General features: G+C 68.8%; 12 protein-coding genes and 1 rRNA gene. 3 read left to right on the forward strand and 10 right to left on the reverse strand.

Annotated features, from left to right (window positions below):
• Positions 1–282, reverse strand: a 16S ribosomal RNA gene (locus BGO46_RS07955); the annotation flags it as partial.
• Between the two features lie 707 nt (positions 283–989).
• Here BGO46_RS07955 and BGO46_RS07960 point away from each other — a divergent pair.
• The gene (locus BGO46_RS07960) at positions 990–2249 is read left to right on the forward strand and encodes a CoA transferase (protein WP_292678502.1); all 1260 of its coding nucleotides are present in this window, start codon (positions 990–992) and stop codon (positions 2247–2249) included.
• A 70-nt stretch (positions 2250–2319) separates the two neighbouring features.
• Here BGO46_RS07960 and BGO46_RS07965 read toward each other — a convergent pair whose 3' ends face one another.
• From BGO46_RS07965 to tyrS, 6 genes are all read right to left on the reverse strand, one after another.
• Positions 2320–3444 (reverse strand): sugar-binding protein, encoded by a 1125-nt coding sequence (locus tag BGO46_RS07965; RefSeq protein WP_292678505.1) that lies wholly within the window; start codon positions 3442–3444, stop codon positions 2320–2322.
• A 47-nt stretch (positions 3445–3491) separates the two neighbouring features.
• Positions 3492–4829: a multiple monosaccharide ABC transporter permease gene (gene mmsB, locus BGO46_RS07970; RefSeq protein WP_292678507.1), complete on the reverse strand. Its 1338-nt coding sequence runs from the start codon at positions 4827–4829 to the stop codon at positions 3492–3494.
• Positions 4826–6373, reverse strand: a complete 1548-nt coding sequence (gene mmsA, locus BGO46_RS07975) for a multiple monosaccharide ABC transporter ATP-binding protein (protein WP_292678510.1) — start codon at positions 6371–6373, stop codon at positions 4826–4828. The genes mmsB and mmsA overlap by 4 nt, the downstream gene beginning before the upstream one ends.
• A 131-nt stretch (positions 6374–6504) precedes the next feature.
• A complete protein-coding gene (locus BGO46_RS07980) occupies positions 6505–7605 on the reverse strand; it encodes a LacI family DNA-binding transcriptional regulator (protein ID WP_292678512.1) in 1101 nt (366 codons plus the stop codon).
• 19 nt (positions 7606–7624) lie between these two features.
• Positions 7625–8464 (reverse strand): DUF4184 family protein, encoded by an 840-nt coding sequence (locus BGO46_RS07985; protein ID WP_292678515.1) that lies wholly within the window; start codon positions 8462–8464, stop codon positions 7625–7627.
• A 6-nt stretch (positions 8465–8470) separates the two neighbouring features.
• Positions 8471–9772: a tyrosine--tRNA ligase gene (gene tyrS, locus BGO46_RS07990; RefSeq protein ID WP_292678518.1), complete on the reverse strand. Its 1302-nt coding sequence runs from the start codon at positions 9770–9772 to the stop codon at positions 8471–8473.
• A gap of 145 nt (positions 9773–9917) precedes the next feature.
• On the opposite strand from tyrS, the gene BGO46_RS07995 reads away from it, so the two are divergent.
• On the forward strand, positions 9918–10505 hold the full coding sequence (locus tag BGO46_RS07995) for a hypothetical protein (protein WP_292678521.1): 588 nt from the start codon (positions 9918–9920) through the stop codon (positions 10503–10505).
• A gap of 20 nt (positions 10506–10525) precedes the next feature.
• Here the strand turns inward: BGO46_RS07995 and BGO46_RS08000 are convergent, their stop codons facing one another.
• On the reverse strand, positions 10526–11158 hold the full coding sequence (locus BGO46_RS08000) for a SatD family protein (protein WP_292678523.1): 633 nt from the start codon (positions 11156–11158) through the stop codon (positions 10526–10528).
• Positions 11159–11207: 49 nt separating this feature from the next.
• Positions 11208–12638: an argininosuccinate lyase gene (gene argH, locus BGO46_RS08005; RefSeq protein WP_292678526.1), complete on the reverse strand. Its 1431-nt coding sequence runs from the start codon at positions 12636–12638 to the stop codon at positions 11208–11210.
• Between the two features lie 760 nt (positions 12639–13398).
• Here argH and BGO46_RS08010 point away from each other — a divergent pair.
• Positions 13399–14184, forward strand: a complete 786-nt coding sequence (locus BGO46_RS08010; RefSeq protein ID WP_292678529.1) for a hypothetical protein — start codon at positions 13399–13401, stop codon at positions 14182–14184.
• 443 nt (positions 14185–14627) lie between these two features.
• On the opposite strand, the gene BGO46_RS08015 is transcribed toward BGO46_RS08010, so the two are convergent.
• Positions 14628–15737 (reverse strand): DUF418 domain-containing protein, encoded by a 1110-nt coding sequence (locus tag BGO46_RS08015; protein WP_292678532.1) that lies wholly within the window; start codon positions 15735–15737, stop codon positions 14628–14630.
• Between the last annotated feature and the right edge of the window lie 11 nt (positions 15738–15748).

Consider the following 15748-nt stretch of genomic DNA (forward strand, 5'->3'; position numbering starts at 1 on the left):
CGTCGACGCCTTGGTGAGCCGTTACCTCACCAACAAGCTGATAGGCCGCGAGCTCATCCCTGACCGAATTTCTTTCCAGCTGCTGAAGATGCCTTCGCAGCTCGTATCCAGTATTAGACGCCGTTTCCAGCGCTTATCCCAGAGTCAGGGGCAGATTGCTCACGTGTTACTCACCCGTTCGCCACTGATCCAGCAGAGCAAGCTCCGCTTTCACCGTTCGACTTGCATGTGTTAAGCACGCCGCCAGCGTTCATCCTGAGCCAGGATCAAACTCTCCGTAAAGAAATGTTGCTGCGATCAGCCGGAAAATGACTGAAGCAGCGAGTTTGATCTGACCAAAGGGATGTCATTGCTGACTATCCGTTGCCGGCACCGGAGTGCCGGACTTTGATCCAAAGGAATCTCATTCAGCCGAAGCTGAATCGAGGTTATTTGGCATTTGACAAGTGCACGCTGTTGAGTTCTCAAGGATCGGATGCTCCTGCCGTTTGGCCTCTCGGCCTCCCCTGCAGGGCAACTTCTCTATCTTATACTTCGTGTTTCGCTTGTCAAATCGGCGTTTCTGACCGAAGTCAGACGCGATGACGCGCATCTCACGAAGCTAGATCGGCGGCTCGACGTTTCGGCTTTCGAGCCAGCCCGTCGGGCAACTTCTCTATCTTATCCCGCTCGCTCTGCTTGTCAAATCGGCTGTCTGTGACTGATTTGGCGTCTCCAGCAGCACTCTTCGACAGCTTCCGAGGAGTGGGATCCCATCCTAGACCAAAAGGCCTTGTTCTCTCTACCGAGAGGTTTGGGTTGGGGTGGTTCTCCGCTTGAGGGGGCGAGGCCTTCCGGCCTTCTCGCTCTTCCCTGTGGGGCGAACAAGTAATAAGTTACGTGGGTTCTGGGGATCGGGCAAATCCGGGCTGCATCCCGGGCGTGTCGCGCGCGGAATCGTTGATTTTCCGCGGTTCCACTCACGCCGGCCCCGGCGTAGCGTGTGTGCCATGACAGCGGCGGTCGCCCTCCCCGCCCGCACGGATGTCGCGGGGCTCGCCGCGATGGCCGTCGGCGCAGCCACGTCGGCGGCGATGTCGGTCGCCGACATCGCCGGCGCCCCGCAGCTCGATCCGCACCGCATCGCCGTCGCGTACTCGAGCGAGCGATGGATGCGCATCGATGGGCAGCCGCAGCGGGCCTTCGCTCCGCTGTCGAGCTTCTTCGCCACGCTCGACGGTTCGGTGCGCACGCATGCGAACTACCCGCATCATCGCGACCGGCTGCTGCGCGGACTGGGTCTGCCCCGGGATGCTGACGCCACCCGTGTGACAGAGACACTCGCGGCACTGCCCACTGCCTCGGCTGTCGCCGCGGTCGACGCCGTCGGCGGGCTCTGCGTGCCGGTGCGGCCAGAAGATCCCGCCGCGGATGCCGCTTTGCGCTGCACTCCCCTGGTCGAGATCACGCGCATCAGCGAAGCACCCCGCCGACCGCGGCCGGATCCCCAGGCATCCGCACCGTTGCGCGGTGTGCGCGTGCTCGATCTGACCCGCGTCATCGCCGGCCCCATCGCGACGAGTACGCTCGCGCTGCTCGGTGCGGAAGTGCTGCGCCTCGACCCGCCGGCGCTGCCCGAGATCGCCGGCCAGCATCTCGACACCGGTCACGGCAAGCTCTCGGCACTGCTCGACCTGTCCACGCCCGCGGGCGCCGCGCGGTTCGACGAGCTTCTCGCCTCGGCCGACATCGTGGCACTCGGATACCGCCCCGATGCTCTCGCCCGACTCGGCCTCGCACCCGAGCAGCTTGCCGAGCGTCGGCCCGGCGTCATCGTGCTGTCGCTGTCGGCGTGGGCCGAGCCGCACCGCCGCGGATTCGACAGCCTCGTGCAGGCCGCGAGCGGCATCGCCCTGATCGAGGGCACGAGCGGCGCCCCCGGTGTGCTGCCCGCCCAGGCGCTCGATCACAGTGCGGGCTACCTGCTCGCTGCCGCCGCCATTGACCTTGTCGCGCGTCGCGCGCGCGAGGGCGGCTCGTGGCTCGCCCGCACATCGTTGCGCCGCGTCGCGGCAGAGCTGCTCGGTCTTCCGCGCACCGCCGAGCCCGAACCCGCCCCGATGGTCTCCGACGCGACGGGGCACACGCAGAGCTTCGAGGTCGACGGGATCAGCATCGTGACGACGGCACCCGCGATCGGCTACCCGGGCGGCCCGACCGGCTTCGCTGCGCCGCACGCGTGGGGGCAGGACGAACCGGCCTGGGCCTAGGCATCCGCTCCGCAACGCGGACGGCCCCCGCTCCGAAGAGCGAGGGCCGCCTGGCTGTGCGTCGTGCTGCTTACTGCGCAGCCTCGACGATCGCGAGGAGGTTCGGGTTGTTGGCGTACGCCTCGGCCGCGTTCTCCTTCGTGACGATCACCGGGTCGAGCAGGTACGCCGGGACGACCTTCACGCCGTTGTCGTACTGCTCGGTGTCGTTGACGTCGACCGTCTCGCCCTTCTGCAGCTGCTGGATCATCTTGATCGTCTGCGCCACGAGCAGCGAGGTGTCCTTGTTGATCGTCGAGTACTGCTCGCCGGCCATGATCGACTTGACCGACTCGACCTCAGAGTCCTGACCCGTGACGGTGAACGTCGCGATGTCCTTGCCGCCCTGCTTCACCGAGGTGATGATGGCGCGAGCCAGGTTGTCGTTCGGCGAGAGGACGCCGTCGATCGTCGCGTCGGTGTAGTTGGCCGTGAGCAGCGAGTCCATGCGGCTCTGTGCGTTCTCGGCCTCCCAGCCCTGCGTCGCCGTCTGGGCGATTTCGGTCTGGCCCGACTTCACGACGAGGGTGCCGTCGTCGATCTTCGGCTGCAGGACGCTCATCGCACCGTTGAAGAACACGGCCGAGTTGGCGTCGTCCGGCGAACCGGAGAACAGTTCGATGTTCCACGGAGCGGCGTGACCCGAGCGTGCCTCGAGGCCATCGAGCAGAGCCTGGCCCTGCAGCTCACCGACCTTGTAGTTGTCGAACGCGACGTAGTAGTCGACGTTCGGCGTGTTCTCGATCAGGCGGTCGTACGCGATGATCTTGACGCCGGCATCGGCGGCCTGCTGCAGCTGGGTGCCCAGCTGCTTGCCGTCCTTCGCGCCGATGACGATGACCTTCGCGCCGTTGGTGACCATGGCGGCGATCTGGTTCTGCTGCTCGGCGACCGTGTTGGATGCCGGGGCGTACTGCACGTCGCCCGTGAAGCCGGCTGCCTTCAGGCCATCCTCGAACAGGCCACCCGCGAGCACCCAGTTCTCCGACGTCTTGTCCGGCAGCGCGACACCAATCGTCGCGTCGGCGGCGAAGCCGGCGGTCGCTGCATCGGTACCCGTGGTCTCGTCGCCACCGCGGCTCGTGCCCGAGCAGCCGGTGAGGGCGAGCGCTGTGACGGCGGCCAGGCCGGCAGCCGCAAGAGCGATTCTCTTCATTGATTCATCACTTTCTCTGGTGAGGGTGAGGCGAACAGGTCCCGGACCTACCCCTTGGGGAGGTCGGCCGGCTGGCTCGACTCGTTCGTGCCCGACGTCGGGATGACGGCGGGGACATCTGTGATCAGCTCTGCGCGCTTGTCACGGCGGCGCATCATGAGGCCGATGATCGAGGGGCCGCCGCGCCGCTTGCTGATGACGTCGACCGCGACAGCGAGGAGGAGCACGAGGCCCTTGACGATCTGCACCGCGTCGGCGCCCGCGCCGATCAGCTGCAGACCGTTGTTGAGGAAGGCCATGACCAGACCACCGATGATCGATCCGATCACCGTGCCGATACCGCCCGAGACGGCGGCGCCTCCGATGAAGACGGCCGCGATGGCATCCAGCTCCCAGCCGTTGCCGTCCTGCGGACCGGATGCCGTGGCGCGGCCGATGTAGATCATGCCGGCGACGGCGGCGAGCACCGCCATGTTCATCATGACGAAGAAGTCGATGCGACGGTCCTTGACGCCCGACAGGCTCGCCGCGAGGCGGTTGCCGCCGACGGCGTAGATGTGCCGGCCGAAGACGGTGCGGTTCGTCACGAAGGAGTAGATCACGACGAGCACCAGCAGGATCACGCCCGAGATCGGGAAGCTCGTGCCGGGGCGGCCGGTCGCGAACAGCCACGCGGCCCAGAGGATCACGGCGGAGAGGATCACGACCTTGACGATCGACACCCAGATCGGCGCCATCTCAGCGTCGATCTTGCGCTGCTGGCGGCGCAGGCGCCACTCGTTGTAGACGATCCAGCCGACACCGATGAGGCCGAGCACCATCGTCAGCACGTTGAACGGTACATTGATCGGCAGCTCGGGCAGGTACCCCGAGCCGATGAAGCTGTACTCCGGCGGCACGGGCGTCGTCGTCGACTGGCCGATCGCCTGGTTCGCACCGCGGAAGATCAGCATGCCGGCCAGCGTCACGATGAACGCCGGCACCCCGACGAACGCGACCCAGAATCCCTGCCAGGCGCCCGCGAGCGCGCCGACCAGAAGACCGATCACGATCGCGACGGGCCAGGGCATGTTCCATTCGCTCATCGACTTCGCGACGATGATGCCGACGAACGCGGCGACCGAACCGACCGACAGGTCGATGTGGCCCATGATGATGACCATCACCATGCCGATCGCGAGGATCAGGATGTAGGACTGCTGGCTGACGACGTTGATGAGGTTCTGCGACGACAGCGTCTTGCCGTCGGTCCAGATCTGGAACACGACGATGATCGCGATGAGTGATCCGAGGATGCCGAACTGGCGTCCGGTCGACCCCGACCCGAACATCTTGCGCAGGTCGGCGAGTCCGCCGCTCTTCGTCTTCTGGGTGGTATCGGTCATGCTTTCGCCTTCGGTCGGGAGGAGGTCATGCTGCGCATGAGGTTTTCGGGTGTGGCTTCGGATGCGGGGATGTCATCGGTGATCTGGCCCTCGAAGACCGTGTAGATGCGGTCCGCGATGCCGAGCAGTTCGGGCAGCTCGCTCGAGATGAGGATGACGCCCTTCCCCTGCGCGGCCAGCTGCTGGACGATCGTGTAGATCTCGTACTTGGCGCCCACGTCGATGCCGCGGGTCGGCTCGTCGAGGATCAGCAGGTCGGGGTCGGTGAACATCCACTTGGCGAGCACGACCTTCTGCTGGTTGCCGCCGGAGAGCTTCGAGACGCCGACCTCGACGTTCGGTGTCTTGATGCGCAGGCGCTTGCGGTAGTCCTCGGCGACGTCGTTCTCGGCGTACGGGTCGACGACGCCGCGACGCGCGATCTTGCGCAGCTTGGCCGAGACGATCGAGCGCTTGATCGTGTCGAGCAGGTTGAGCCCGAGCACCTTCCGGTCTTCACTCACGTACGCGAGACCGTGGGCGATCGCGGCTTCGACGTCCTTCAGGACGATCTCCTGACCGTCCTTGATGATCGTGCCGTCGATGTACTTGCCGTAGGAGCGACCGAAGATGCTCATCGCGAGCTCTGTGCGCCCCGCGCCCATGAGGCCCGCAAGGCCCACAATCTCGCCGCGGCGCACGTGGATGTTCGACCCCTTCGCGACGAGGCGCTCGGTGATCTGCGGGTGCTGGATCGTCCAGTTCTTGACCTCGAAGAAGACCTCGCCGATATGCGGCGTGCGGTCGGGGAAACGGCTCTCGAGCGACCGGCCGACCATGCCGCGGATGATGCGGTCCTCATCGACACCGCCGCCGGCGACGTCGAGCGTCTCGATCGTGCGTCCGTCGCGGATGATCGTGATCGAGTCGGCGATCTGCTCGATCTCGTTGAGCTTGTGGCTGATGATGATCGACGTGATCCCCTTGCCCTTGAGGGACAGGATGAGGTCGAGCAGGTGCTGCGAGTCGTCTTCGTTCAGCGCCGCGGTGGGCTCGTCGAGGATCAGCAGCTTGACGTCCTTCGCGAGCGCCTTGGCGATCTCGACGAGCTGCTGCTTGCCGACGCCGAGGTGCTTGATCTGCGTATCGGGGTCTTCGCGCAGTCCGACGCGCGCCAGCAGGTCGAAGGCGCGGACGCGAGCCTCGGACCAGTCGATCACTCCCCCGCGCGCGATCTCGTTGCCGAGGAAGATGTTCTCGGTGATCGACAGTTCGGGGATCAGCGCGAGCTCCTGGTGGATGATCGCGATGCCGGCCTGCTCACTGGCACGGATGTCGCGGAACGCGACGACCTCGCCGCGGAACCAGATCTCACCGTCGTACGTGCCGTGCGGGTAGACACCCGACAGGACCTTCATGAGGGTCGACTTGCCCGCCCCGTTCTCGCCGCAGATCGCGTGGATCTCGCCGGCGCCGACGGTGATCGACACGTCGCTGAGCGCCTTGACTCCGGGGAACTCCTTCGTGATGGAGCGCATCTCCAGGATCGGGACTGCGTCCGTCATAGTGCGCGACCTCCTCGTCGTCTGATGTCTGTCATTCTTTGACTGTCTCAATGTGACCGTTCACATTGCTTGATCATCGTGCACCCTCTGCCGCTTCATGTCAATTGCAGAATCGGCGCGTTATCGAAGCGTCATCTTCGTGGTGCCGGAGGCGCCGCAGTCGACGCGCGCACGATGAGTCGCGGCGCAACCGACGGCGTGTCCTGCGCGGTGGTCGCGCTGCTGTCGGGCATCCCCTCGGCCAGGTCCATCTCGCCGTCGCCGTCGATCGCACGCAGCAGTGCCGAGACCGCGCGCTCACCCAGGCCGGCGAAGTTCTGGTGCACCGTCGTGAGCGGCGGCGCCGCATGTGCCGCAAGCGGAATATCGTCGAAGCCGACGACGCTGACGTCCCACGGCACCTCGACGCCGGCGTCACGGAAGCCGTGCAGCAGGCCGATCGCCATCGCGTCGTTCGCCGCGAACACGGCCGTGAAGTCCAGACGCCGCACCAGCTCGAGCGCGGCGCGATACCCGAAGTCGGCCGTCCAGTCGCCGAGGATCGGCGGCCTCGTGGGCAGATCGGCATCCGACAGCGCATGCAGATATCCGCGCATACGACTCTCGGCCTCGATCCAGTCCTGCGGGCCGGCCAGGTGCACGATCTCGGCATGACCCAGCTCGATCAGGTGCTCCGTCGCCATGCGTGCGCCGTGCAGCTGATCGTCGGCCAGTTCGACGATGCCGCGCCGGGCCGAGTGCAGGCCCAGTGAGGGGATGCCGAGATCGAGGTCACCGAGCACGTCGAAGACGCGCACCTGCGGGGCGTGCACGATGATGCCTTCGACCGACTGCCGGCGCAGGTGCTCGACGGCGGCGCGGATCGTCTCGGGTCGTGTGTCGCTCAGGTAGGCGGAGTTGACCCAGTAGCCGCGCTCGCGGGCAGAGTCCTCCAGCGCCGCGATGCTCGAGGTCGGCCCGTACTCGCCGCGCGAGCCGATGATCAGTCCGAGCGTGTGCGAGCGGCTCGTCACGAGCGCGCGCGCTGCCTGATTGGGCCGGTAGTGCAGCTCGGCCATCGCGTCGAGCACTCGCTGCTTGGTCGCGGGACGGATCGAGGGATGCCCGTTGAGCACTCTCGACACGGTCTGATACGACACGTCTGCGACGCGTGCGACGTCGCGGATGCTCGCGGTGCGCGTGCGCTCCTCGCCTGCCGTCACAGTGCCCTCGCCTTCGATGTGCACGTTCACATTACCGCGCGCGAGACGATCAGCGTGCCACCGTTTCGCCGGGCTCGTGGCGCTGCGCGCGACGACGGCGCACGACGATGACCACGCACAGCACGAGAGTGAGCACGCCCCAGATCGCACATGCCGGCGGCAGCACACGATAGGCGAGGTGCTGCGCGGTCCACGTCGCCGTCAGCGGGCCGTACGCGGCCAGGCCCACGCCCCAGCCGGCGACGAGGACCACCGGCAGCGAGACCCACCACGCGATGCGGACCCACCTCGGCAGCACACGGTCGACGGATGCCACGGGCACGCGCCGCGCGAGCCAGCGGGCACCCCAGATCGCGAGCACGACGAGCGCGATGATGCTCGAGCCGTGCTGCAGCCACTTGTAGCCGACGAGCGGCCCCCACAGCTCTCCGAGCGCGGGGATCAGGCGCGTGCCCCAGCGGCCTTCGTGCGTGAAGGCATCCCACGCGATGTGCGACAGCACACCGAGCAAGAGCGAGAGTGCCACGAGGATCGCGAACGTCGACGGCTCGCGCCACACGCGCGCCCTCGCGCCGGGGCGCGGAGCGTGCACGGACTCCCACGCGGCCCGCCCTGTCGCGTCCCACCCTTCAGGGAGCCTCCGCGCGAGCGCGGTCGGCGACAGCTCGCGCACGGCGGGTCGCACGAGCGCGTACCAGAGCACCAGCAGCACGAACGCGATGAGGGTCGTCAGCAGCGGGTACGCGTGCGTCATCTGGTACGTCAGCGGCGTGCTGCGCAGGAACAGCGGCAGGTCGGGGGTCATCGCGCCGATCGCGATCGCCGCCGGCAGCAGCGGCGTGCGGATGAACGGCAGTGCGACGACGGCGTGCGACGGAGTGAACGGCATCCGCCGTCAGCTGACGAACAGGCCCGCGAGGGTCTTCTTGCCGCGGCGCAGCACCGACACTCCCCCGGGCAGCGTGCCGCTCACGACGGCGCTCTCGTCTTCGACCTTCGCGCCGTCGAGCGAGACACCGCCCTGTGCGATCGCGCGCCGCGCTTCGCCGAGGCTGGTGACCAGGCCTGTGTCGACGAGCGCCTGCGCGACCGAGGTGCCGGCGGCGAGGGTCGCGTTCGGCAGCTCCTCGAGGGCACTGCGCAGCGTCTCGGCGTCGAGCGCGGCCAGATCTCCCTGACCGAACAGCGCGTCGGATGCCGCGATCACGGCCTCCGTCGCCGCCGTGCCGTGCACGAACGTCGTGACCTCAAGCGCGAGGCGCTTCTGCGCGGCGCGGCGGAACGGCTCGCTCTCGACGAGCGCCTCGTACTGCTCGATCTCGGCGCGCGTGAGGAACGTGAAGATCTTCAGGCGCGCGATGACGTCGGCATCCGCCGTCGCGAGCCAGAACTGGTACATCCGGTAGGGGCTGCACATCGCGGCATCCAGCCAGATCGCGTTGCCCTCACTCTTGCCGAACTTCGTGCCGTCGGTGTTGGTGATCAGGGGTGTGCCGATCGCGTGGGCGCTCACGCCCTCGACGCGGTGGATGAGGTCGGTGCCGCTCGTGAGGTTGCCCCACTGATCGCTGCCGCCGGTCTGCAGCACGCAGTCGTACTGCCGGTAGAGCTCGAGGAAGTCCATGCCCTGCAGGATCTGGTAGCTGAACTCGGTGTAGCTGATGCCCGCTTCGGAGTTCAGGCGCGCGCTGACGGCATCCTTCTTCAGCATCGTGCCGACGCGGTAGTGCTTGCCGATCTCGCGCAGGAAGTCGATCGCGCTCATCGGCGCCGTCCAGTCGAGGTTGTTGACCATGCGCGCGGCGTTGTCGCCCTCGAAGCTCAGGAAGCGCTCGACTTGGGCGCGGAGGTACCCGACCCACTCGGCGACGGTGTCCTTCGTGTTGAGCGTGCGCTCGGCCGTCGGCCGCGGATCGCCGATGAGGCCCGTCGAGCCGCCGACGAGGCCGAGCGGCTTGTGGCCCGCGAGCTGCAGACGGCGCAGCAGCAGCAGCTGCACGAGGTTGCCCAGGTGCAGGCTCGGCGCGGTCGGGTCGAAGCCGCAGTAATACGTGATCGGGTCGCCGGACAGGAGCTCACGCAGAGCCTCTTGGTCGGTGGACACGTGCACCAGGCCTCGCCAGACGATCTCGTCCCACACGTTCTCGAACGTCGGGTCGTTGGCGGGCGCGAGGGCGCTCACGACGGTTTCAGACACGCGCTCCAGGGTATCAGCGGGGGTTGGCGGGGCGCGCGGGGCGACGAAGGTGCAGTGGGATGCCACGGCGGGTGCCGCGGGCGGGGTGTTGCCGCGGGCGGTGTCGCCGCGGGTGGGCGTCGGGGGCGCGTGTCAGACTGACCGCATGTGGCTCGAGCTGGATCTTCCCGCGGCGGTGCTGTCGACCTTCCTGTTCCTCGCACTGTGCGCGGCGCTCGCCCTCGTGACGGTGTCGCTCGGTCGTCCCAGTGCGGTGCTGCTGGGCTGCGCCGTGGGCCTCGTGGTGCTGAGCGTCATCATCGTGGCGGTGCTGCCCATCACGATCCCGCCCCTGATGGGGGCGATCCTGGCGCTGCTCGCCGTCGCGCTCGCTACGGTCGGCGGCAACCCAATCGTGCGGTGGGTGCTGCGCGCCGCCGACGGCGGCAAGACGCCGGAGGGCCCGCGCGGAGGCATCCTCGTCGAGCTCATGGCCGCTCCCCCGGCTCCGCCGCGCGAAGAGGAGATCCTGCGCGGGGGCACGACGATCGGCTATCTCGAGCGGCTCGCGGCGGCCCTCGCGATCGTCGTCGGGTTTCCCGCGGCGATCGCCGTCATCGTCGCACTGAAGGGCGTCGGCCGGTTCACCGAGCTCGCGACGCCGGCCGCCCGCGAGCGGTTCATCGTCGGCACGCTCGCGAGCCTGCTGTGGGCATCCGCCGTCGCCGGGATCATCCCCCTCGCGATGTGGTGACCGTCGCCGCGCGCTGATCGTCAGCTGCGGCCGCCGAGCTGAGCGAGTCCTTCCGCCAGCGCACTGAAACCGGCCGAGGCGAGCGCCTGCGACACGGCCGACTGGCTGATCTGCTCGTCGTCGGCGAGCTCACCCTGCGTGCGACCGAGCAGCCTGCCGTAGGCGAGTCGGCGGGTGCGCGCAGGCATCCGGCCGATGAGCTGATCGCGTGCGAGCAGATACGCATTGGCGTAGCCGACCTCGACACCGCCGTGCCCTTCCGCGGCAACGATCCACGTGCGGGCTGCTGGCACGGCACGCGATTGCTTGTCGTGGACGAGTTCGATCGCCTCGCGCGCAGCCCACCAGGCCGGCCCCTCGGCAAGATCGCCTACACGCGAGGGCACCGTCGTCATCTGCCCGACGCCGATGCCGTAACGGCAGTCGATTCCGTCCGGCAGCGCGAGCCGCAGCAGCAGCAGGGATGCCATCGCCGCCGAGGCATCCGGGTACGTGCCTTGCAGTTCATCGCCGAGCACGGGCTGCAACGGCCTGGTCGCGAGGGGCCGATCGTGCTCGACGCGCAGAATCGCCTCGTCGAGGGCGCGCTGAGCCGCCGCCCGGTCGGGCAGCGTGCGAGATCCCACGATGTCTGCGATGACGGCAACGTCCATCGCATCATCATATAGCTTATTTTCTCAAAAAATAAGCCCTTAGCTGATATCAGCCGCCGATAAGTGCGTGCGTCGCTGCCTGCGCCCGCGCGATGAGTTCAGCACGCTGCTCCTCGACACGGATGCCGGCGGTGCCGCCCGCACCCGCGCGGCTCGCCACCGACCCTTCGATCGAGAGCACGTCGCGCACCTCGGGAACGAGCAGCGGCGACACCTCGGCGAGGAGCGCGTCGTCGGCATCCTCGAGTCCGATCCCCCGCTGCTCGCACGCGCGTACGAGCGACCCGGAGATCTCGTGCGCGTCGCGGAACGGCACGCCGCGCTTGACGAGCCATTCGGCCACGTCCGTCGCGAGCGAGAATCCGGCGGGGGCGAGCTGCGCCATCCGCTCGGTGTCGAACCGCGCCGTCGCGACCATGCCGGCGAAGGCAGGCAGGACCACCTCGAGGGTCGCGACCGAGTCGAAGACAGGCTCTTTGTCCTCTTGCAGGTCGCGGTTGTACGCGAGCGGCAGCGCCTTGAGTGTCGCGAGCAGCCCCGACAGGTTGCCGATGAGGCGGCCCGCCTTGCCGCGCGCGAGCTCGGCGATGTCGGGGTTCTTCTTCTGCGGCATGATGCTCGAGCCGGTCGAGAAGCCGTCGTCGAGGGTGATGAAGCCGAACTCGCGCGTGTTCCAGAGGATGATGTCCTCGGCGAAGCGCGACAGGTCGATGCCGATCATGGCGGCGATGAACGCGAACTCGGCGACGACGTCACGCGCGGCCGTGCCGTCGAGGGAGTTCTCCGCGGGGCGCGAGAGCCCGAGTCGGTCGGCGACCAGCTGCGGGTCGAGTCCGAGGGTTACGCCCGCGAGCGCGCCGCCGCCATAGGGGCTGACGCTCGCACGCGCCGACCAGTCGCGCAGACGCTCGAGGTCACGCACGAGCGGCCAGGCGTGCGCCTGCAGGTGGTGCGCGAGCAGGATCGGCTGCGCGTGCTGCAGGTGGGTGCGCCCCGGCATGATCGCGGTGGCGTGCGCCTCTGCCTGCGCGACGATCGCATCGATCAGGCGCAGGATCTCGCGCGCGATGAGCCGCGCGTGGTCGAGCAGGTACAGCCGGACGAGTGTCGCGATCTGGTCGTTGCGGCTGCGGCCCGCGCGCAGCTTGCCGCCGAGCTCGGGCCCGACCTCGGCGATGAGCGCGGCCTCGAGCGCTCCGTGGACGTCCTCGTCGCCGGGCTGTGCCACGAGGGTGCCGTCGGCCCAGGCATCCGCCAGCGTGTCGAGCGCGTCGTGCATGCGGCGCTCTTCGTCGGAGGTGAGATAGCCGGCGGCGGCGAGCGCGGCCGCGTGCGCGTGCGAGCCCGCGAGATCGTACGGGGCGAGCGCCCAGTCGAAGTGCGTCGACTTGCTCAGCGCGGCCAGTTCGGGCGAGGGACCGGAAGCGAAGCGGGCGCCCCACAGCGCGCCCTCGTTGGTGCCGTGCACGTTGTCAGTCACCCCGCAAGCCTACCGAGCGCCGGGGGTGGGGCTGGGTGGGTGGGTGGGTGGCGGGGTGCGGGTGTTCGCGCGGGGTGGTGGGCGTTCATCCGTCCCGATGTGCGGCTGCGCGAGGCATCCAGCGGCATGTCGGGACGGATGGCGTCGGCCAGCACAACACCGCGACGCGCTCATCCGTCCCGAAGTGCGGCTCGGCGTGGCATCCGGCGGCACATCGGGACGGATGACGCGCGCGACGCGGCCGCCTCCCGCTCGCGCACCCGCTCGTCTCCGCTCATCCGTCCCGTTGTGCGGCTGCGGTGCGCGCCAACCGACAGATCGGGACGGATGACGCGGCGGGCGCGAAACCGCGACGCGCTCATCCGTCCGGTTGTGCGGCTCGGCGTGGCATCCAGCGACAAGTCGGGACGGATGACGCGCGCGACGCGCGCGACGCATCGCCTCCTCCACAATCGCAAGATCTCGAAAACTGTCCACGGATGCGCGCTTTCGCCCACCACGCGCGCCTCACAACCGTGACCGTTGAGGGATGCCTCCGACACCAGCCCCACTCCCGTCTCGGCTCCCCGACGCCTTCACCGTCGCCGACGCGCTGGCTGCCGGCGCGCCCCCGGGCAGGCTTCGCGCCCGCGATCTCGAGATTCCGTTCCGCGGCGTGAGACGGCGACGGAGATCGCGGGATGCCAGGACGGAGTTCGCACCCGATCTGTCCCCCGGCGCGCAGGAAGCGCAGCAGCTCCTGTGCGAGATCATGCAGCGCGTGCGGGACTTCGCGCTGATCCTGCCCGCCGGCGCCTTCTTCAGTCACGCCACGGCCGCCGTCGTATGGGGTCTTCCCCTCCCGCTGCGGATCCTGCGGCAGGTCGCCCGCGCGCTCGATGTCGCCGTGACGGATGCCCGACGAGGTTCGAAAGCGGCGGGGATCGCCGGTCATCAGCTGCGCAGCGCGATGACGCAGACGCGCGTGCGCGACGGCATCCCCGTCACCAGTCCCGCGACGACGTGGGCACTCCTGGGTCCGCTGCTCAGCGTCGACGAGTTGATCGAGGTCGGCGACGCCGTCGTGCACATTCCGCGCCGTTACGGCATGCAGCGCGGGACACCCGCGGACGCCCTCGCGACGATCACGCAGCTCATCGCCGCGACAGAGGCAGGGCGGCGAGCCGGAGCTAAGAAGCTCCGCGCCGCGCTGCAGGACATCCGCGTGGGTTCGGCATCGCCGGGCGAGACGCGCCTGCGGCTCGCCCTCGTGCGTGCCGGTCTGCCCGAGCCGGAGCTCGACGTCGACGTGTACGCGGCCGACGGCACGCCGATCGGTTTCACCGAGCTGGGCTACCCGCGCTGGCGCGTGCTCATCGAGTACGAGGGCGACCATCACCGGGTCGACCGGAGCCAGTGGAATCGCGACATCGAGAAGCACGCCGCGTGCGTTGATGCCGATTGGGACCCCGTGCGGGTGACGTTGCAGACCCTCGCGGCCGGGGTCGCGGTCGCCCGTGTCCGCGCGGCGCTCGTGCGCGGCGGATGGTCGCCCGACGCGGCGTAGGCCGGATCCGGTGCGCCCGCGACGGCACGCCCGGCTGCGTTCAGCCGTCCTGATATGCCGCTGCGCGGCACCCCACCCGACAATTCGGGACGGATGAATGCACCGGGCCCGCGCCGCACGACCCCGGGCCCGAGCCCCAGGGCGTTCATCCGTCCCGATACGCCGCTGCGCGGCATCCCACACAGCAACTCGGGACGGATGAACGCACCGCGCCTCGCCGAGCTCACGCCCCGCGGCGCTCATCCGTCCCGAAGTGCTGCTGCGCGGCGTGCCACCCGACAGAACGGGACGGACGAACACCCCGCAGCGCGGGCGGCCGCGCCCAGCCGCCGCGTGCCCGCCGCCATCCGTCCCGAAGTGCGGCCCGGCGGCACCCCACCCGACAGAACGAGACGGATGAAGCGAAGTCCGCGACCCCCCCAGCCGTCACAACCACCGCCCCGTCACCCCGCCGCGCGCAACCCCCGGGTGACCCAGCCCAGCAGCCGCTCGAGGGGGCCGCGGCCCCACAGCAGCACCCAGGCGGTGCAGAAGACGATCGTGCCGAGGGCGAACGGCCAGAACAGATGCAGGTCGCGCATGCCGGCGAGGTCTCCCGTGTCACCGAGCACGAGGCCCGCCACGATCGCCCACACGACGATCGGGCCCACGTATGCGGTCAGCGGCATGGATCCGACGGCGCGCAGCGGCAGCGTGATCAGCGACACGATCCGCGCGCGGCAGACGAGTTGACACAGGGCGATGGATGCCAGGGCGAGCCCGCCGCCACCGACGACCTCGAGCAGTCCGCTCGAGTGCGGCCGCGCTGTGAGCACCGCAGCCACATACGAGGCCTGCTCCTGCTCGCGGGTGACGCCGATCAGGGCATCCGTCCCATACGCGATGACGGCCAGCGCGACGCCCGCACCGAACAGCATGAGTTGCGTGCGCAGCGCCGCCAGGTCGGAACGCCCCGCCGCCATCCCGGCGACCAGGAACGCGATCCACACCGGGAACGGGTAGTGCCAGCCGACGAGCAGCCCAGCCGTGTACCCCGCCTCGCCCGACCAGATCGGCAGTTCGTCGAGCACGGGCTGCACCCACGGCACGACGAGCGCCAACAGCGCAGCGAGCAACCACAGCTGCCGCGCGCGCAGGCGCAGCAGCGGCAGCGACAGCAGGAACAGCAGCGCATACGCCGGCAGGATCACGAGCACCGGCACCCCGGTCGCGATGAGCACGTAGCCGATCGCCCACAGCAGCAGGGCGCGCATAGCGAGCGCCATCCGCGCGTGCGCCAGTTGCACCCCGCGCGCGAGCGGCACCGGGCCGCCCGTGACGAGCGCGATCGAGACGCCCGCGAGGGTCGCGAACAGGATCGACGAGCGGCCGCTCGCGATGTCCACCCACGTCGACGCGTCAGACCAGTCCCACGTCGGCAACGCGATCAGGTGCGCCGCGAACATCCCGAGCACGGCGAACCCGCGCGCGAGATCGACACCCTGCAGCCGCCCCGGCCCGGCTAGCAACCGCCCGGCAGACGACCGCCCGCCAGGCGCCGGCCCGACAGCCAACCCCCGACCCG

Source organism: Microbacterium sp. 70-16 (assembly GCF_001898315.1).
In the GTDB taxonomy this organism is placed as follows: domain Bacteria; phylum Actinomycetota; class Actinomycetes; order Actinomycetales; family Microbacteriaceae; genus Microbacterium.